Source organism: Pseudomonas sp. PGPR N4, from assembly GCF_059693665.1.
Genome location: NZ_JCAUKV010000001.1, coordinates 1076457 through 1094693 on the forward strand (window position 1 = coordinate 1076457; position 18237 = coordinate 1094693).

General features: G+C 63.1%; 19 protein-coding genes and 1 riboswitch. Of the genes, 13 read left to right on the forward strand and 6 right to left on the reverse strand.

The genetic code is table 11. The features are described from left to right. The first annotated feature begins 138 nt into the window (after nt 1-138). The 6 genes from AC58X1_RS04760 to AC58X1_RS04785 all read left to right on the forward strand — a co-directional run bounded on the left by AC58X1_RS04760 (nt 139) and on the right by AC58X1_RS04785 (nt 6275). Nucleotides 139-1305, forward strand: a complete 1167-nt coding sequence (locus AC58X1_RS04760; RefSeq protein ID WP_188036121.1) for an acetyltransferase domain-containing protein — start codon at nt 139-141, stop codon at nt 1303-1305. Nucleotides 1306-1333: 28 nt separating this feature from the next. After that, nucleotides 1334-1535: riboswitch (cobalamin riboswitch) on the forward strand. Nucleotides 1536-1662: 127 nt separating this feature from the next. Beyond that, entirely contained in the window at nt 1663-2676 is a 1014-nt protein-coding gene (locus tag AC58X1_RS04765) for an ABC transporter substrate-binding protein (protein ID WP_188036122.1), read from the forward strand. After that, a complete protein-coding gene (locus AC58X1_RS04770) occupies nt 2673-3689 on the forward strand; it encodes a FecCD family ABC transporter permease (protein ID WP_188036123.1) in 1017 nt (338 codons plus the stop codon). The genes AC58X1_RS04765 and AC58X1_RS04770 overlap by 4 nt, the downstream gene beginning before the upstream one ends. Continuing rightward, complete coding sequence (locus AC58X1_RS04775) at nt 3686-4474, forward strand: ABC transporter ATP-binding protein (RefSeq protein ID WP_181089244.1); 789 nt, start codon at nt 3686-3688, stop codon at nt 4472-4474. Before AC58X1_RS04770 ends, AC58X1_RS04775 begins: the two co-directional genes overlap by 4 nt. A 17-nt stretch (nt 4475-4491) precedes the next feature. Continuing rightward, nucleotides 4492-4932: a pseudoazurin gene (locus AC58X1_RS04780; protein WP_188036124.1), complete on the forward strand. Its 441-nt coding sequence runs from the start codon at nt 4492-4494 to the stop codon at nt 4930-4932. Beyond that, a complete protein-coding gene (locus tag AC58X1_RS04785; RefSeq protein WP_316937004.1) occupies nt 4929-6275 on the forward strand; it encodes an OprD family porin in 1347 nt (448 codons plus the stop codon). The genes AC58X1_RS04780 and AC58X1_RS04785 overlap by 4 nt, the downstream gene beginning before the upstream one ends. Before the next feature lie 139 nt (nt 6276-6414). Here the strand turns inward: AC58X1_RS04785 and AC58X1_RS04790 are convergent, their stop codons facing one another. Further along, nucleotides 6415-6912 carry a GNAT family N-acetyltransferase gene (locus AC58X1_RS04790; RefSeq protein WP_150569060.1) on the reverse strand — a complete coding sequence of 166 codons (498 nt, stop codon included), beginning with the start codon at nt 6910-6912 and terminating at the stop codon, nt 6415-6417. Between the two features lie 297 nt (nt 6913-7209). Between AC58X1_RS04790 and AC58X1_RS04795 the strand changes: the two genes are divergently transcribed. From AC58X1_RS04795 to AC58X1_RS04825, 7 genes are all read left to right on the forward strand, one after another. After that, complete coding sequence (locus AC58X1_RS04795; RefSeq protein ID WP_101323038.1) at nt 7210-7677, forward strand: hypothetical protein; 468 nt, start codon at nt 7210-7212, stop codon at nt 7675-7677. A gap of 77 nt (nt 7678-7754) precedes the next feature. After that, the gene (locus AC58X1_RS04800) at nt 7755-9350 is read left to right on the forward strand and encodes a sensor domain-containing diguanylate cyclase (RefSeq protein ID WP_150572444.1); all 1596 of its coding nucleotides are present in this window, start codon (nt 7755-7757) and stop codon (nt 9348-9350) included. 60 nt (nt 9351-9410) lie between these two features. Then, nucleotides 9411-10442, forward strand: a complete 1032-nt coding sequence (locus AC58X1_RS04805; protein WP_497428768.1) for an apurinic/apyrimidinic endonuclease family protein — start codon at nt 9411-9413, stop codon at nt 10440-10442. 85 nt (nt 10443-10527) lie between these two features. Beyond that, on the forward strand, nt 10528-10896 hold the full coding sequence (locus AC58X1_RS04810) for a hypothetical protein (protein WP_188036125.1): 369 nt from the start codon (nt 10528-10530) through the stop codon (nt 10894-10896). 196 nt (nt 10897-11092) lie between these two features. Next, nucleotides 11093-11866, forward strand: a complete 774-nt coding sequence (locus tag AC58X1_RS04815) for a ParA family protein (protein ID WP_101323039.1) — start codon at nt 11093-11095, stop codon at nt 11864-11866. 72 nt (nt 11867-11938) lie between these two features. After that, nucleotides 11939-12346: a DUF2946 family protein gene (locus AC58X1_RS04820; protein WP_101320004.1), complete on the forward strand. Its 408-nt coding sequence runs from the start codon at nt 11939-11941 to the stop codon at nt 12344-12346. 66 nt (nt 12347-12412) lie between these two features. Next, nucleotides 12413-14563, forward strand: a complete 2151-nt coding sequence (locus AC58X1_RS04825) for a TonB-dependent receptor (protein WP_101320006.1) — start codon at nt 12413-12415, stop codon at nt 14561-14563. A 7-nt stretch (nt 14564-14570) separates the two neighbouring features. On the opposite strand, the gene AC58X1_RS04830 is transcribed toward AC58X1_RS04825, so the two are convergent. The 5 genes from AC58X1_RS04830 to AC58X1_RS04850 form a co-directional block, all read right to left on the reverse strand. After that, entirely contained in the window at nt 14571-15299 is a 729-nt protein-coding gene (locus AC58X1_RS04830) for a class I SAM-dependent methyltransferase (RefSeq protein ID WP_188036126.1), read from the reverse strand. Between the two features lie 84 nt (nt 15300-15383). Next, a complete protein-coding gene (locus AC58X1_RS04835; protein ID WP_181107426.1) occupies nt 15384-16121 on the reverse strand; it encodes an amino acid ABC transporter ATP-binding protein in 738 nt (245 codons plus the stop codon). Then, the gene (locus AC58X1_RS04840; protein ID WP_181107562.1) at nt 16108-16758 is read right to left on the reverse strand and encodes an amino acid ABC transporter permease; all 651 of its coding nucleotides are present in this window, start codon (nt 16756-16758) and stop codon (nt 16108-16110) included. The genes AC58X1_RS04835 and AC58X1_RS04840 overlap by 14 nt, the downstream gene beginning before the upstream one ends. Then, nucleotides 16755-17420 carry an amino acid ABC transporter permease gene (locus tag AC58X1_RS04845; protein ID WP_150569053.1) on the reverse strand — a complete coding sequence of 222 codons (666 nt, stop codon included), beginning with the start codon at nt 17418-17420 and terminating at the stop codon, nt 16755-16757. The genes AC58X1_RS04840 and AC58X1_RS04845 overlap by 4 nt, the downstream gene beginning before the upstream one ends. A 23-nt stretch (nt 17421-17443) precedes the next feature. Continuing rightward, on the reverse strand, nt 17444-18193 hold the full coding sequence (locus tag AC58X1_RS04850; protein ID WP_497428440.1) for a transporter substrate-binding domain-containing protein: 750 nt from the start codon (nt 18191-18193) through the stop codon (nt 17444-17446). Between the last annotated feature and the right edge of the window lie 44 nt (nt 18194-18237).

The following is an 18237-nucleotide window of genomic DNA, read 5'->3' on the forward strand; positions in this document are numbered from 1 at the left end:
ACGATTCACCCTGGCTGGCCGCGCTGCAACGGGCTAGCCAGGGCCTTCATGGGCACTACGCTCACCGACAAAAGACTTTCAACAGGAAAACCAATCGTTATAAGATAACGTTACACGAAACCTCACCAGCGAATTTTCATGACAACCGCCCTGACTTCTCCCACCCTCGTCAGCCAACGCCTGCAGAGCATCGATGCCCTGCGCGGGCTGGTCATTCTGTTCATGCTGCTCGATCACGTACGCGAGACCTTCTTCATGCATCATCAGGTGGTTGACCCGATGACCATCGAAAGCACCGAAACTTCGCTGTTTTTCAGCCGCACCCTGGCGCATCTGTGCGCCCCGGTGTTCGTCCTGCTGACCGGTCTTTCGGCCTGGCTGTATGGCGAGAAGTATCAAGGCCGCGGCGCCACCTCGGCGTTCCTGTTCAAGCGCGGGCTGTTTCTGGTGGTGCTGGAATTCACCCTGGTCAACTTCGCCTGGACCTTCCAGTTGCCCCCGACGGTGATCTACATGCAGGTGATCTGGGCGATCGGCGTAAGCATGATCGCGCTGTCGCTGCTGGTCTGGCTGCCACGCCCGGCGCTGATCGCGCTCAGTGCGCTGATCATCGCCGGGCATAACCTGCTCGACGGCGTGCACTTTGCGCCCGGCTCGGTCATGCATGTGCCGTGGGCGATCCTGCATGACCGCGGCTGGCTGGAGGTATCCGACAGCCTGCGCATGCGCACTTCCTACCCAGTGCTGCCGTGGATTGGCGTGATTGCCCTTGGCTACGCCCTCGGCCCCTGGTTCGCCCGCAGCAGCGTCGCCAGCGTGCGCCAACGGCGCTTGCTGCTGGCGGGTGTAGCGGCCCTGCTCGGCTTCGTCGGCCTGCGCCTGCTCAATGGCTACGGCGAAGCGCCGTGGAGCAGCTACCCGAGCCTGATGCAGACCGTGATGAGCTTTTGCAACATCACCAAATACCCACCGTCGCTGCTGTTCCTGGCGCTGACGCTGGGCGCCGGGCTGCTGTTGCTGCGCGGTTTCGAACGCGCCGGCCAGGCGCGCTGGATCAGTGTGTTGGCGGTGTTCGGCGCGGCGCCGATGTTTTTCTACCTGCTGCACCTGTATGTGCTCAAGCTGCTATACCTGGCCTGTGTCGCGCTGTTCGGGCTCAATCAGGGTGGTTATTTCGGCTTCGACAGCATCGGCTTCATCTGGCTGACTGCAGGCTTGCTGGCGGCGGCGTTATACCTGCCGGTGCGCCAGTTTTCCCAACTCAAGGCGCGCCGCCGCGACATCAGCTGGCTCAAGTATCTCTGAAAAGCGTTTTCCCCCGGCGGCGTGATGGTCTACCATGCCGCCCGCCGGTTTCCATCACGGAACTAACAGGGAATCCCAGGCCTGCCCTTGAATGCAGGCGAAACGGAACTGCCCCCGCAACTGTAAGTGCCGAGCCTGCTCCATCGATGCCACTGGGTTGCTGACCCGGGAAGGCTGGAGCCAGGCCATGACGCACCAGTCAGGAGACCTGCCGGCAAACATTTACCAACCGGCGGGGTGTCCGGGCTGGCCATCTCCACCCTTCCGAGGGTGCTGCCTATTGCCGTGCGCAATGGGCAAGGCGATGCCTGTCCGTGGGTTCATTCCCCGCATTGTTCGATAGGAGATCGCCCACCCATGCTGCCCCGTTTCGTGACCCTGCTGGCAGGCCTGAGCCTGTCTGGCCTGGCCCAGGCCGCCGCCACCCACTATCCGCTGACCATCGACAACTGCGGCGCGGTGCAGACCTTTGCCCAGGCGCCGCAGCGCGCAGTGACCATCGGCCAGGCCGGTACCGAAATGCTCTATGCACTGGGCCTGGGCGACAAGCTGGTGGGCACCTCGCTGTGGTTCAACAACGTGCTGCCCGAGTTCAAGGCGCAGAACGACCAGGTCGAGCGCCTCGCTGACAACGACCCAAGCTTTGAAGCAGTGGTCGGCAAGCGCCCGCAACTGGTAGCTGCGCAGTTCGAATGGATGATCGGCGCACAGGGTGTGGTCGGCACCCGTGAGCAGTTCAACGAGCTGAACGTGCCGACCTATGTGCTGCCGTCCGATTGCGAAGGCAAGGACAACCTGGTCGGTGCCGACGGCACCCGGCTGCAGCCGTTCCAGATCGCCAGCATCTACAAAAGCGTCAGCCAACTGGCCGAGATCTTCGACGTGCAGGCGCGTGGCGAAGCGCTCAACAATGAGCTCAAGCAGAGCCTGGACACTGCCCGCAAACAACTGGCCGGCCACGACCTGTCGCAGACCTCCGCCCTGTTCTGGTTCTCCAGTGCCGACCTCGACATCGACCCCTATGTCGCCGGTCGCCAGGGCGTGGCCGACTTCATGCTGCAGACCCTGGGCGTGCGCAACGTGGTCGAGTCCAGCGAAGAGTGGCCAACGGTTGGCTGGGAAACCCTGGCCAAGGCCAACCCGACCTGGCTGATCATCGCCCGCATGGACCGCCGCCGCTTCCCTGCCGATGACTACCAGAAGAAGCTCGAATTCCTCCGTAGTGACCCCGTCACCAAACACATGGACGCCGTTCACGAGGGCCGCATCATCGTCCTCGATGCCGACGCGATGCAGGCCGGTATTCGCCTGTTCCGTGGCCTGGAGACGCTGTCCAACGCGTTTGCTTCGGGGAAAGCCGAGCAACCATGATGCGTCTGCTGCCCTACTGCGCCGCTGCCCTGCTCGCCTTGCTGGGGGCGATGCTTGCCGGTATCGCCATTGGTGAAACGCCAGTGGCGCCCAGCGTGGTCTTGCAGGTCCTGGCCAACCACCTGTGGGACGCCGGTTACCCAGTCGACCCGATCGACGCGGGCATCGTCTGGAACTATCGCCTGACCCGCACTCTGGTGGCTGCCGCATGCGGCGCCGGGCTGGCGACCTGCGGGGTGATCCTGCAGGCGCTGCTGCGCAATCCGCTGGCCGAGCCGTATCTGCTTGGGTTGTCGGCGGGTGCTTCGACGGGTGCGGTCGCGGTAGCCCTGCTCGGGCTTGGTGGCGCTGCGCTGTCGATGTCGGGCGGCGCGTTCATTGGTGCACTGGCAGCGTTCGGCCTGGTCCTGTTGCTGTCGCGGGCCAGCGGTGCTGGCGGCGGCAATGCCCAGGTGATTCTGGCTGGGATCGCTGGCTCGCAGTTGTTCAGCGCGCTTACGGCATTCTTGATCACCAAGTCGGCGACTGCCGAACAGGCGCGCGGGATTCTGTTCTGGCTGCTGGGTAACCTCAGCGGCGTGCGTTGGCCGTCGGTGTGGCTGGCGGTGCCGGTGGCGCTGCTGGGTTTGGCGGTATGCCTGTGGCATCGGCGCACCCTCGACGCCTTTACCTTCGGCGCCGACTCGGCGGCCTCGCTGGGTATTCCGGTGCGCCGCAGCCAACTGCTGCTGATCAGCTGCGCGGCGCTGGTTACGGCAGTGATGGTATCGATTGTCGGCGCCATCGGTTTTGTCGGCCTGGTCATTCCACACGCACTGCGCCTGCTGCTCGGCACCGGGCACAGCCGCCTGCTGCCGGCCAGTGCCCTGGGAGGTGCGCTGTTCCTGATCAGCGCCGATATCCTCTCGCGGACCTTGATTCCTGGGCAGGTGATTCCGGTCGGCGTGGTCACTGCGCTGATTGGCGCGCCGCTGTTCGCCTTGATTCTGGTAAGCCGCCGGGGGCGCGCATGACCAACCTCAACAGCGTGAATCTCGCGCCGCTCAGTTGCCGAGGCCTTGGCCTGCGTCTGGGTGGCAACGATGTGCTCGAAGCGGTCGAGCTTGAGGTGATCGCCGGGGAAACCCTCGGCGTGGTTGGCCCAAATGGCTCCGGCAAATCGACCCTCCTCAAACTGCTTGCCGGCCTGCTCAAACCGAGCAGTGGTGAAGTGCAACTGCTCGGCCAGCCACTGGCGCGCATGCCCCGGCGGCAGATCGCCCAGGCTTTGGCTCTGGTCGAGCAGCAAGCCGACACCAGCGATGCCATCAGCGTGTATGACGCCGTGGCCCTGGGCCGCACACCATGGCTGTCGGCGCTGGCGCCGTACTCCCCCGAGGATCGGCGCATCGTCGAGCAGGCCCTTACCGATCTTGACGCCCTGCACTTGCGCCAGCGCCTCTGGCACAGCCTGTCCGGCGGCGAGCGGCAGCGCGTGCACATCGCCCGCGCCCTGGCCCAGCGGCCAGGCGTATTGCTGCTCGATGAGCCAACCAACCACCTCGATATCCAGCACCAACTGAGCCTGCTGCAACAGGTCCAGGCACTGCCGGTGACGACCTTGGTGGCTTTACATGATTTGAACCAGGCGCTGACCTGCGACCGCCTCGCGGTGCTCGATCAAGGCCGCTTGGTAGCCCTCGGCAAGCCGCATGACGTGCTGACCCCAGAGCGCCTGCTGCGCACCTTCGGCGTGCACGCTCACTACCTCACCGATCCTTATGACGGCGCCCGCATACTGCGTTTCCGCGCCCCTTGAACACGGATGTTCCCACTATGTTTTCGCGCCCTCTCGCCTTGCTGCTGTGCAGCGCCCTGCTCGCCCCGCCGGCTCACGCCGAAATCCATGAAGTAAAGATGCTCAACCGCGGCAGCGACGGCGCCATGGTCTATGAACCGGACCACCTGCACATCGCTCCCGGCGACAGCGTGCGCTTTGTGCCGAGCATGAGCGGGCACAATGCCGCGACCCTGGCCGAGCTGCTGCCAGCCGGCGCCGAAGCCTTCAAGAGCAAGCTCAATCAGCCCCACGAGCAGCAGTTCAGCGTACCGGGGTTGTATGCAATTCAGTGCATTCCGCACTTGGCGATGGGCATGGTCATGTTGATCCAGGTTGGCGAACCGGCGGTCGATATGCCGGCCCTGCCGGCGACCTTGCCAGCCCGGGCCAAGGCCCGTCTGCAAGTACAGCTGGAGAAACTGGGAACAGGTCAGTGAGCCATTTCAAGCGCGCTGCTGCTCTGCTCCCGCTGATCACTGTCTCCCCTCTGGCAGCCGCCGAGTCTGCCCAGGCAAAGGCCAACGGGCTGATTGAAGACAGCAGCTGGAGCCTGCTCAACCGCAGCGTATTCGACCAGCGCGATTATCGTCACGGCGCCAGCAACAGCGGCGCGCGCAACGCCTACAAACCGCGTAGCGAGCGTAGCGGCAAAGCCGAAGAATGGGGCTATGGCCTGATGGGCACCTTGCAGTCAGGTTTCACCCAGGGCCTGATCGGGGTTGGCGTCGATGCCCACGCTTACCTCGGCGTGCAACTCGACAGCGGCGGCGGCCGCGCAGGCAAGGCGCGCTTGCTCAGCGTGGACAATCAAGGCCACCCGAAAACCGAGTACAGCCGCGCTGGCGCCGCACTTAAACTGCGAATGGCCGACACGGTGCTGAGCTACGGTGAACAACGGGTAAAAACGCCGGTATTCAACGCCTCCGACAGCCGCCTGCTGCCAGAGACTGCAACCGGCTGGTTGTTGACCAGCAACGAAGTTGACATCTTGAAACTGGTTGCCGGGCACTTCACCGAGAGCGCCGACCGTAACGCCAGCAGCCACAACCAAGGCCTGGTGGTGAACTACTCGAATGCCCTCAAGGGCGACAGCTTCGACCTCGCCGGCATGGTCTGGAACCCGAGCGACTCCGTCAGCGCCAGCCTGTACACCTCGCGCTATGAAGACACCTGGAACCAGCACTACTTGGGCAGCACCCTCAGCCACGCGCTGAGCGACCAACGCAGCGTCAGCCTCGACCTCAACCTGTACCGCACCCGCGACACCGGCAAGGCCTTGTCCGGGCAGATCGACAACACCACCTGGAGCCTGGTCTCGCGCTACAACCACGGGCCACACGGTTTCAGTCTCGGCTGGCAGCAAGTGCACGGCGACACCCCGTTCGACTACGTCAGCCGCGGCGCCATTTTCATCAGCAACGCGGTGCAGCTGTCCGACTTCAACGCCCCCAATGAGAAGTCCTGGCAGGCGCGCTACGACCTGAACATGGGCGCCTACGGCGTGCCTGGGTTGAACCTGACGGCGCTGTATGTACGCGGTTTCGACATCGACGGCAGTCGTGTCGATCCACGCGGCGGTTATGCCTATCTCGGTTATGGCCGCGGCGGCAAACATTGGGAACGCGACCTGGAAGCGCGCTATGTAGTACAGAGCGGCAAGGCCAAAGGCACGGTGTTCTCTCTGCGGCATGACGTGCATCGTGGGAACACGGCGCAAGCTGAGCTGGATGCGGATCAGATTCGGGTAGCGGTGGAGTATCCGCTTACGGGTGGGTTTTGAGGCAGGCAGAGCGAAGCTGATCAGAACGAGAAACTCTGACTGCGTCTGCGCTTATCTACCTCAGTCGGTTCGCCAAACGGTCCCGGCAACCTGCCGGCGGCGACGCCTTAGCTCAACCCCCACAGTGCCTTCTCACCCACTACACCAGCAGCAACTGCATATGCGTCGTTTGCCATACAGGGTCCTGTTCAATATCGGTGACGACAAACCCTTGCCGCTCCCAGAAGCGAATCGCTCCTGGCAGAAACGGATGCGTATGCAGATACAAACATTCGATTCCAGCAGCCTTGGCCCGCAACCGTAGCTCTGCAAACAGCGCTGCGGCCAGACCACAGCGGCGGTACTCGGGCAAAACGAACAGCCGCACCACTTCCACCACAGTGAAGTCGTGATAATTCAGCTGGCTGAAGCGGTGGTCGTAAGGCAGGTAGCCGATGGCTGCGACCAGCCGGCCGTTGTCGCGCGCGGTCAAGAAACAGCCGCCACCTTGCAGGTAGGTATCGCTGAACCGGGCAAGGTCAGCCGGCAGCGGTGCGTCAGCCAGCAGCGGAAACAGCTCCCGCCGCGAGTCGTTGACGAACGCGACCACCTCGTCGATGGCATCGGCGGCTACCGAAGTGATGATCCAGTCTGTCATTGCGCTCAGGCCTTGAAGCGAGGTGAAAGCCAACTTCTACCCGATCGCCAGCCCGTGCGCAATTGCACGGGCGCGCTCAAGCTGACTGGCGAAACGGCAGGCGCTGCGGATCAGTCCGCAACGTCGCGGCAAAACTGTTCTTGAGGGGGTATTCAGCTGCAGCTGGGCAGCCGCTGTCAAAAACGATGTGTTTACCTTCCGGACATCTGTGCAGGCCGTTTCCCACGCAGCGCAACTGCCACGCAGGCCCTGGAAAAACGGTAAACTTGCCACCCCACTGTGCCCAAGGGCTGCTCGATGAATCGCTTGCTCAACCTGCTGCTGCCCGTGCTCTTGCTCGGTGCCCTCGCTGCCTGCGACCAGCAGCCCAGCCGCGAACAACAGATCCTCGCCAAGCTGCCCTTGCAAGCCGCCTACGAGCACAACATCGGCAGGATGGCCTCACTGCTGGCCATGACCCACCCGCAGGTCCCCGAAGAGCAGATCAAGCAGGTACTGCGCAAGCACCTCACCGTCGAGGACCAGCGCAACGACCTGTTCAAGCTGTACAGCACAGCCAACTTCAGCGATGCCGAATTCGAGACCATCGTCGAGGCAACGCAGAATCCCGAGAAAGCCAAGGCACTCGGCGACACCGAGCAGGGCAAACGCCTCAGCGAGAAGCTCACCGGTCTGATGCGCGCCAGCGCCCAGGACAAAGCGGTACAGGCCCTCGCCGCGCAACGTATGCAGCAGGTCGAGGACGATCTGCAAGCGCTGCCTTGAACAGCCCGGTTTAGCTGTAGCTGTAATCACGCGAAACGCATAAGGTATTTCGCAGTAACCCGTCAGTGAGGTCAGGATTGCCACACGCCAAGAAAGGACTGCGCCTGGATCTGCGCACACTCATCCTCGTACTCTCGGCGCTGACTGCAGTGACCATGCTGCTGACCAGCTATTTCGCCAGTTACCGGGTACAACGCCAACTGCTGATCGACCATTCACTGGAAGCAAACCGGGTCTACGCGGCAAAACTTGCAGCAATCACCGATACGTTTCTGGGCAACGCGCTGCAGCAACTGGGCTTCAGTGCCGGGGTGCAGGCGCACAACCTGAACGATGCGCCCTCGCTGCTGGCCGAGACCGAGCGGGTGCTGCAGCAGAGCATCGCCTTCAACTCGACCTTTCTGGTCGACGCCCAGGGGTTTCTGCGCGCCGTTTCGCCCGCGCCACTGCGCCACCTGATCGGCACCCATGTGCAGACGCCAGGCTCGCAAGAGGCCCTGCGCGAACGCCGCCCGCTGGTATCAACACCCTTTCTGTCGGCAGCCAATAACCTGGTGGTGGTGCTGTCACAGCCGATCTTCGATGGGCAAGGCAAATACCTGGGCTATGTCGGCGGCAGCGTGTACCTGCGTGAACGCAACTTCCTCAACAGCATGCTCGGCGAGCACTACTACAAGGATGGCTCGTACCTGTACGTGGTCGACCGTAACCGGCGTCTGCTCTATCACCCAGACCCGGAGCGGGTCGGGACAGTGGTCGAGGGTAATTCCCTGATCGATCAGCTCCCCGCCCTGTCTGAGGGCACTCGGCAGATCCACAACAGTGCCGGCGTGGAGATGCTCGCCGGTTTTGCCACAGTGCCAAGCACGGGCTGGGGCGTTATCGCGCAGCAGCCGCTGAGCCAGACAGTAGCGCCAATGCGTCAGCTGATTCTGAATGTGGTGCTACTGTCGGCGCCGTTGGCATTGCTTGGTTTTCTCGCCCTGTGGTGGTTTGCCCTGGCCATCACCCGGCCGCTGTGGCAACTGGCGGCGGGCGCGCTGGCGCTGGACCGCCCTGGCACGGCCGAACATCTGCACAAGGTGCGTGCTTGGTACTTCGAAGCGGCCGAGTTGAAGCGCGCTTTGCTGTTTGGCCTCAATCTGCTGCAGGAGCGCATCGGCCGGCTCAACCGGGACGCGCAAACCGACCCCTTGACCGGGCTCGGTAACCGCCGCAGCCTCGAATACAACCTGTCGCTGCTCAAGGCCGAGGAGCGTAACTTCGCCGCTGTCGTGCTCGACATCGATCACTTCAAACGGATCAACGACACTTACGGCCATGCAGTGGGTGATCAGGCCCTGCGCCAGTTGGCCGAGCTGATGCGCAGCTGTTGCCGTGAAGTCGACGTGCTCTGCCGCACCGGTGGCGAGGAGTTCATCATGATCCTGCCTGGCGCCAGCCTGGAGATCGCCATCGTGGTTGCCCAGCGGTTGCGCATTTGCGTGCAGGACACACCGCTCGCTGCGGTCGGTGCGATCACCGTGTCGCTGGGCGTAGCCCATTGGCAGGCCAACTCTGGCAGCCTGCCGGCCGAGGTGCTCAGCGAGGCCGACGCTGCGTTGTATGTGGCCAAGCAGAACGGGCGCAATCAGGTCCAAGTCGCGCGCAGTGGCGAGGCGGCGCACAGCTGAACTGAGCGTTTGCCGCGGCGCTGATGTCCAAGCTGCAGCCCCATCGACCCGGAGATGACCATGCCCCGTCTGGGCTTTGCCTGTATGTACCGCCACCCGCATCGCAGCCTGGCGATCAAGGAACTGGAGGCCATCGAAAAGGCCTTCAATCCGCGCACCACGACCTTGCGCTGGCTCAACAGCGCCAGCGTCGAAGCCGCTGCGGCAAAGCTGCTGGAGCTGGTCGAACACAATCTCGATGCCCAGTTGCGCCTGCTGGCGTACGTGGCGGAGCTGCCGCCAACCCTGCGCATGGTGCGCTTGAGCAGCGACCTGCTGCCGCTCTACAGCCACCCGCAAGTGGCGGAGTTCTACCGTAACCCGAACGTTCAGGCTGACCTGCAGACACGCCTCGGCGCGATTGGCGCGTTTGCCCGCAGCGCGGATATTCGCCTGTCGTTTCCTCCCGGCCAGTACTGCGTACTCGGCTCGGACCGCCCCGACGTAGTCGAAAACAGCCTGGCCGAGTTCGAGTACCACGCCGACATGATCCGCATGATGGGCTACGGCCAGCGCTTTCAGGACTTCAAGTGCAACGTGCACATTGCCGGGCGTCTGGGTGCCGCTGGCGTGCGTGCCGTCTGGCCGCGCCTGTCGCAGGAAGCGCGCAATGTCATCACCTTCGAGAACGATGAAAAGACCTACGGCGTCGACGATTGCCTGGGCCTGGCCGACCTTGCGCCGGTGGTGCTGGATATCCATCACTGCTGGATTCACGAGAACGACTACATCGCCCATGACGACCCACGGCTTGCGCCGATCATCGCCAGCTGGCGCGGCGTGCGCCCGGTGATGCACTACTCGCAGCCGCCCGAGCGCCTGCAGGAACTGGGCTTTACCGCGCAGCAGAAGCTGGAGATTCCAGCCTTGCTGGAGCAGGTCAACAAGCGTGATCTGTACCAGCACAGCGAGCGCATGTGGAACGACTGGACCAACTGTTACGCGCTGGGCTTCACGGGCGACTTCGACATCATGTTCGAGGCCAAGCACAAGAACCTCGCCACCCTCGACTTCTATCAGCGCTACGTTGATGGCGCTGCCGCCGCCATTTGATAGGAACACCGTCCGTCAGTCCCGGGGCACCCTCATCGACGAGGCAAGGCCCAATGCATGTACTCACATGAACGGGAGATACACCATGAAGCGGATGCATGCACTTTGTCTCGCAGTCTGCCTGGGCGCCACCGCGCCACTGGCCATGGCCGCGACCAACATGAATGACAACGACGCGCCAAGCACCCAGACCGGCGGCGCTACCGGCGTTGGCCCGGGCACCATGAACAGCGACGGCACGGGCACCGGCACCATGCAGCGTGACGGCACTGGCAGTGGCACCATGAACGGCAGCGGTACCGGGGGCAGCGGCATGGGCGGCAGCACCACTGACAGCGATGACAACCAAGGCGGCACCGGCGGCAGTGGCATGGGCGGCTCAGGCAGCGGCACTGGCTCGGGCAGTTCCGGTAGCGGCGGCGCAGGCGGCGGTGGCGGCGGTGGCGGCGGCTAATCCACTGGCCGTTGCACGTTAAACGCCGGCATGTTCGAGTTGCGATTCGAGCGTGCCGGCTTCGCTCAGGATGCGGGTTTCAAGCACCGGGCAAAATGTAACAACCCTTGTCTTAATACTGTCATGTTTACTTCATAGGATTGTCTCTGAACTGCCATCTATGGCCCCACGGCTTATTTCAGGGATGAACCGCAGCATGCGTCGAGTCGTATTCAATCAAAAAGGTGGCGTGGGCAAATCGAGCATTGCCTGCAATCTCGCCGCCGCCAGTGCTGCAGAGGGTTACCGCACGCTGCTGGTCGATCTTGATCCCCAGGCCAATGCCACCTACTACCTGACCGGTTTGAGCAACGATCAGATCCCCCCCGGCATTGCCGACTTCTTCAGGCAGACCCTCAGTACCAGCCCTGAAGGCAAGAAGAATCGTGTGGCCATCAGCGAGACACGCTACGCCAACCTGCATCTGGTCACTGCCAGCCCAGAGCTGGCCGATTTGCAGACCCGTCTGGAAAGCAAATTCAAGATCAACAAGCTGCGCAAGCTGCTGGTCGCGCTGTCGGAAGATTACGAGCGGATCTATATCGACACCCCGCCTGCGCTGAACTTCTATACCTTCAGCGCCCTGCTTGCCGCCGAGCGCCTGCTGATTCCGTTCGACTGCGACAGCTTCTCGCGCCAGGCACTGCTCAACGTCATGGCCGAAGTTGCAGAGCTGCGCCACGACCACAATGCAGAACTTACCGTCGAGGGCGTGGTGGTCAATCAGTACGCCGGGCGCACCGCACTGCACCAGACCCTGGTCGAGCAACTGCGCGGTGAAGGCTTGCCGATTCTGCCGGTGTACCTGAGCGCCTCGATCAAGATGCGCGAGTCGCACCAGGCGGCCGTGCCGCTGGTCCATCTGGCACCCACGCACAAATTGGCCCGCGAGTTCGTCGACCTGCTCGATGTATTGGAACGCGCCGCCTGACACCCAGGTGCGACAATCCACCACAGGCAGTCAGCACTCAGGCGATGCTGAGCTGATGGTAGATTCACCGCCATGAAAATCCCCCGCCAGAGCCGCGCGCTGACTGCCTGGGCGCTGTATGCCAGCGTCCTCTTCAGCCTATTGATCTGCGGTTTGCACCACGGCCAGATGAGCGGCCTGCAACTGTCCGGGCTCAACGGTGGCTTCTGTTCGCTGTCCAGCGAGCACGGGCCGGCGGTCGACCTTGGCGACTCCAGCGGTGATCAGCACATGGCGCAGCTGGACTGCCCGGTGTGCTCATCGTTTGTTCAAGCGGTGGCACCGAGCAGCACCGGCTGGTGGTTCGAGCGCCAACGCGGCAGCGCGCCGTCGCCGATGGTCCAGCGCAGCTGGGCCCAACCGCCGCCACGCTATGTGCGCCCTGCCCTCAACCCACGCGCCTCCCCTGCCATCCACGCAGCGCCAGCAACCTTCGTCTGAGCCGCCCGGGCCACTTGCCCGCAGGTGTGTGCTCAGCCATGACTTTTGCGTGGAAACCACAACAACATGATCCGCCAGACTTCCCTGGTGCTCCTGGCGAGCACCTGCAGTATCGCCTGGGCCGACCACTCGGCCATCGAACTCACCGCCACCAGCATCGACGCCAGCCGCGCAGCACCCTCGGGCGTGCAACTGGACGAGCCGATCCGTACCGGCTCCAAGCTCGGCCTGACCGCGCGGCAAACGCCCGCCTCGGTCAGTGTTTCCGACCGCAGCGTGATCGAACAACGCGGGGCCAAGGACACCCAGGACGTGATCAACGCCATGACCGGTGTCAACGCCTCGGCCAACCCCGGCTACGGCGGCTTTGTCAGCTACCGCGGCTTCACCCAGAACCAGGTCACCCAGCTCTTCAACGGCATCAACCTCGGCTATAGCAGCGCTACTCGCCCGGTGGACGCCTGGGTCATTGATCGCGTCGAACTGATCGGTGGGCCGTCGTCGTTCCTGCATGGTGCCGGTGCAGTTGGCGGCTCGATCAACTACATCAGCAAGCTGGCAAGCCGCGATCAGCAGACCATCGATGGCCGCCTGCGCTATGGCAGCTTCGACGATTCGGAAATCGCCTTCGGTATCAATCAGGCGCTGGCCAGCAACCCGGCCGAGGCCCACCACTTCGTGCGCCTGGATTTCAGCCGCGGCCACAGTAACGGATACATCGACCGCAATGAGCGCGATACCGACAGCCTGGCGTTGTCCTTGCTCAGTGAGCTGACCCCCGACCTCACCCACACGCTGGCCATCGAGTACCAGCAGGACAAGGAAGTCAGCCCCTACTGGGGCGCGCCGATCCTGCCGGGGCGCAGCACCATGAAGATCGACAACAGCCGCCGCTTCGAGAACTACAACGTCGCCGACGGCCGCTATGAACAGCGCGTGCGCTGGTTGCGCTCGATGCTCGACTACCAGATCAGCGACGCCACCAGCGTGCACAACACCCTGTACCACTACGACGCCCAACGCGATTACCGCAACCTTGAGCGGTACAGCTACAACGCCGCGGGCAATGTCCAGCGCGGCAGCCCATACCTGCAGCGCCATGAGCAAACGGTACTGGGCGACCGTATCGAACTGCGCCACGCCAACAGCCTGCTTGGCCTGTCGAGCCAGTGGGCGATGGGCGTGGATTACTCGCGCATGCGCCAGGACCTCTACCCCACTGCGGGCAGCTGGAGCGACGTGGTCGACCCAGACCATTTCGACCCTGGCAGTTTCGGTGACATCCCGGGGGTCAATACCGGCCTGACACGCCAGCGCCATCACCAGATCGACAATCGCGCAGTGTTCGCTGAAAACCGCCTGCAGTTGACCGATCGCCTGGCCTTGCTCACAGGCCTGCGCTACGACTACCTGGAAATGCAGGTGGACAACTACGGCACGGTTTCGCCCACCAGCCCAGCCTACTTTGAACGCCGTTGGGAACCGCTCAGCGGGCGGGTCGGCTTGACCTATGAACTGACACCTAGCGCCAACGTGTACCTGCAGTACAGCACCGCTGCCGACCTGCCGGCCGGGTCGTTGGCCGCCGCCACCTATTCCAACGTCGGCCTGTTCGATCTGTCCAAGGGCGAGCAGTGGGAAGCCGGCAGCAAGTTCGACTTTCTCGAAGGTCGCGGCGCGGCAACCGTTGCGCTGTATCAGATCGTGCGCAAGGACTTTGCCGTGCGCGATTCGAGCAACCCCAACCTGACGGTGCAAGCCGGTCAGCAGACCTCACGCGGGATCGAACTGGCTGGGCGTTTTCAAGTCACGCCAACGCTGCTGGCCGAAGCCAACTATGCCTATGTCGATGCGCAGTACGATGAGTTCAACGAGGCCGCCAATGGCGTCTCGGTATCGCGTAAAGGCAACGCGCCGGTCAACGTGCCGGCCAATGTCGGCAACCTGTGGCTGACCTACAGCTTCGATACGGTTTGGTCGATGGGCGTTGACGGACGTTATGTCGGCTCGGTCTACGCCGACAACGCCAACACGTTGAAGGCGCCGGCCTATACCCTGTTCGGTGCATTCGCGCGCTATCAGGTCGACCGCAACACCGCACTGACCGCACGGGTGCGCAACCTCACCGACGAGGTCTACGCCAAGCAGGCATACGGCCTGCAGTACTACATGGGCGCGCCGCGTACGCTCGAGTTGGCCATGGACGTGCGTTTCTGATGGCGCCTCAACGTCGTGCCGAGACCAGCAACATCATTGGCCGTTCAAGCTCTTCAGCCAGCGCCGGCCAGGCCTCGATCTGCTCTGGGCTCGGTGCAAACTCCTCAATCCGGGCAACCTGGAAACCCGCCTCGATCAAGCTGTTGAGCGTGCTGGCCAGGGTGCGGTGATACTTCAACACATCTTTGGCAAACCAGTCACTGCGCCGCTCGCCTTCAACTGCGTAGCGGCTCACCGGCCAACTCAGGCTGCCGTTCTCGGCGTGCTGCCAGTGCGCGCCGGCAGCGGCCATGTAGATCGGGTGTTCACAACTGAACACCAACTGGCCGCCCGGTACCAGTGCCTGGTACAGCGTTGCGATCAGGCGCGGCAAGTCTTCGATGTAGTGGAAGGTGAGCGCACTGTAGGCCAGATCGAACGTTGCTGCTGGCAGCGTGAGGCTCTCCAGATCAGCGATGCGGTACTCGATCGCCGGATCATGGGTATCGTGCCGGGCACGCGCGAGCATGTTCTGCGACAGGTCCAGCCCTAGCACCGAGGCCGCGCCTTGCTCGCGCATCCAGCGCGACGCCCAACCAAAGCCGCAACCCAGATCGACCACCCGTTTGCCGGCGAGTACAGGCAACATGGCGCGCAAGCTGGGCCACTCGGGAGCGCCAGCGAGCCCCTGAGTCTGACGTGGCAACTGGCTGTAACCGGCGAAAAATGCAGGGGTGTCGTAGATATTCTGGGCCATGACAGGGTCCGTGAGTGGCACAAGCACGAACTCTAACCTGAGATCGCAGAGCACGGCCACTAGCTGCTCAGTTGGTCGAGCAGCTCAGGACGCTTGCGCCACCGCACCAATGAAGTTCGCCAGCTCAGCGGTTTGCGGCGCGGCGAACACCTCCTGCGGATTGCCCACTTCATGCACCTTGCCCTGGTGCATGAACACCAGCTTGTCGCCCACTTCCCGGGCAAAGCGCATCTCGTGAGTGACCATGATCAGGGTCATGCCCTCCTTGGCCAGCTGGCGTACCACCCCCAGCACCTCGGTCACCAGTTCCGGGTCCAATGCCGAAGTGATCTCGTCACACAGCAGCACTTTCGGCGACATCGCCAGCGCACGGGCGATGGCCACCCGCTGTTGCTGGCCGCCGGAGAGTTGATCCGGGTAGGCATTGAATTTCTCGCCCAGGCCGACCCGCGCCAGCATCTGCTCAGCCAGTTGCCGCGCTTCGCCCTTGCTGGTCTTCTTCACCACCTGCGGCGCCAGCATCACGTTCTCGCCGACGCTCAGGTGCGGGAACAGGTTGAACTGCTGAAACACCATGCCCACCTTCTGGCGCAGGCTGCGCAGGTCGGCGCGGGCAGCGTCGAGGTACTCGCCGTCGACTTCGATGACGCCGTCACTGATCGACTCCAGGCCGTTGAGGGTGCGCAACAAGGTGCTCTTGCCCGAACCGCTGCGGCCAATGATCGCGACCACTTCGCCCTCTTCGATGCTCAGGTCAACGCCCTTGAGCACGTGGTTGTCGCCGTAATACTTGTGCAGCGCAGACACTCTAAGCAGGGGCATGCAGCCTCCTTTCCAGATAACGGGCGCTCAATGAGAGCGGGTAGCAGAGGATGAAGTAGCCCACGGCGACCAGGCCGTAGGTCAGGAACGGCTCGAAGGTGGCGTTGGCGAGCATGCCGCCGGTCTTGGTCAGTTCGGTGAAGCCGATGATCGACGTGACCGCCGTACCCTTGACCACCTGCACCGAGAAGCCCACCGTCGGCGCGATGGCGATGCGCATGGCCTGCGGCAGGATCACATAGCGCAGTTGTTCGAGCCGGCTCAGCGCCAGGCTGCCGGACGCTTCCCACTGGCCACGGCCGATCGACTCGACACAACCGCGCCAGATCTCGGCAAGGAACGCGCTGGTAAACAGCGTCAGGGCAATTGCTGCTGCCATCCACGCCGAAACGTCGATGCCGAACAGCGCGATGCCGAAGAACACCATGAACAGCTGCATCAGCAATGGCGTGCCCTGGAACAACTCGATATAGCCCCGGGCCAGGCCGCGCAGATAAGGGTTTTCCGAGATCCGTGCGAGCAGCAACAGCAAGCCGGCAACGCCGCCGCAGACAAACGCCACCAGCGACAGCAACAAGGTCCATTGCAAGCCGGTCAGCAGGTTGCGGACGATATCCCACAAGGTGAAGTCCATCAGCGTCTCCCCATCAGCCAGCGCTGGCCGAGCCAGGCCAGCAACTGCCGCACGCCGATAGCCATGAGCAGGTACAGCACGGTGGTCAGCAGATAAGTCTCGAACGCGCGGAAATTACGCGATTGAATGAAGTTGGCCGCGAACGACAACTCCTCGGTGGCGATCTGCGAACACACCGCCGAACCGAGCATGACGATCACGATCTGGCTGCTCAGCGCCGGCCAGACCTTGGCCAGTGCCGGCTGCAGAATCACATGTCGAAACGCCTCGAAGCGGCTCATGGCCAACGCTGCAGCCGCTTCCAGCTGGCCCTTGGGGATGGCCATGATGCCGGCGCGGATGATCTCGGTGGAGTACGCGCCGAGGTTGATTACCATCGCCAGCACTGCCGCTTCCCATTCACTCAGGCGCACGCCAAGCGCCGGCAAGCCAAAGAAGATGAAAAACAGCTGGACCAGGAACGGCGTGTTGCGGATCAGCTCCACATACACCCCGAACACCGCGGAAAACGGCTGCAGACGCCAGGCCCGGACCACCGCGCCGAGCACGCCGATGGCCAGCCCCAGCACGGTGCCGACCACCGTCAGTTGCAGGGTGAACAGCGCGCCCTTGAGGAGCAGGTCAGCCTGGGCCAGCACCGGGGCGAAATCAAATTGATAGGCCATCGAACAGCAACTCCAGGCGCGGCTTAAAGGTCAGCCGGAAGCGGCTGCTTCAGCCATTTTTCCGCATTGCGATTGAGGCTGCCGTCAGCCTTGGCTGCATCCAGCGTGGCCAGGCCGACATACACCGGCGAGTCCTTGAGCTTGACCTTGAGTACCGGCACCTTGGCCGGGTTCTTCTCGGCGATCACCGCCATGACCACGCTGCCACTGGCGATCAGCTCGACCTGCCCAGCCAGGTAGGCGGCGATGGTCGAGTTGTTGTCTTCAAAGCGCTTGATGGTTGCGCCCTTGGGGGCCACTGCCGACAGCTCCATGTCTTCGATCGAGCCGCGGGTGACGCTGATGGTCTTGCCAGCAATGGCATCGATGCTGTCGATCTTGGTCTCGGCCGGGCCGAACACAGCCAGGTAGAACGGTGCGTAGGGTTTCGAGAAGTCGATCACCGCCGCCCGCTCCGGATTTTTGCCCAGGCTTGAGATCACCAGGTCAACCTTGCCGGTGGTGAGGAACGGGATACGGTTGGTGCTGTTGACCGGCGTCAGCGCCAGCTTGACCCCAAGCTTGTCGGCCAGCAGCTGCGCGGTGTCGATGTCCAGGCCGCGCGGTTTGAGGTCAGGGCCGACCGAACCGAATGGCGGGAAGTCTTGCGGCACAGCGACTTTCAATACACCACGGGCGGTGATGTCGGCCAGCGCATCGGCTTGGGCCTGAACTGCGCCAAGGGCACCGCCGCAGAACAGGGTAGCCAGAAACAGGGTACGGAACTTGGTCATGCACGAGCCTCGCAGGGTCAGAGTGGGCAACTGGACAGGCAGTT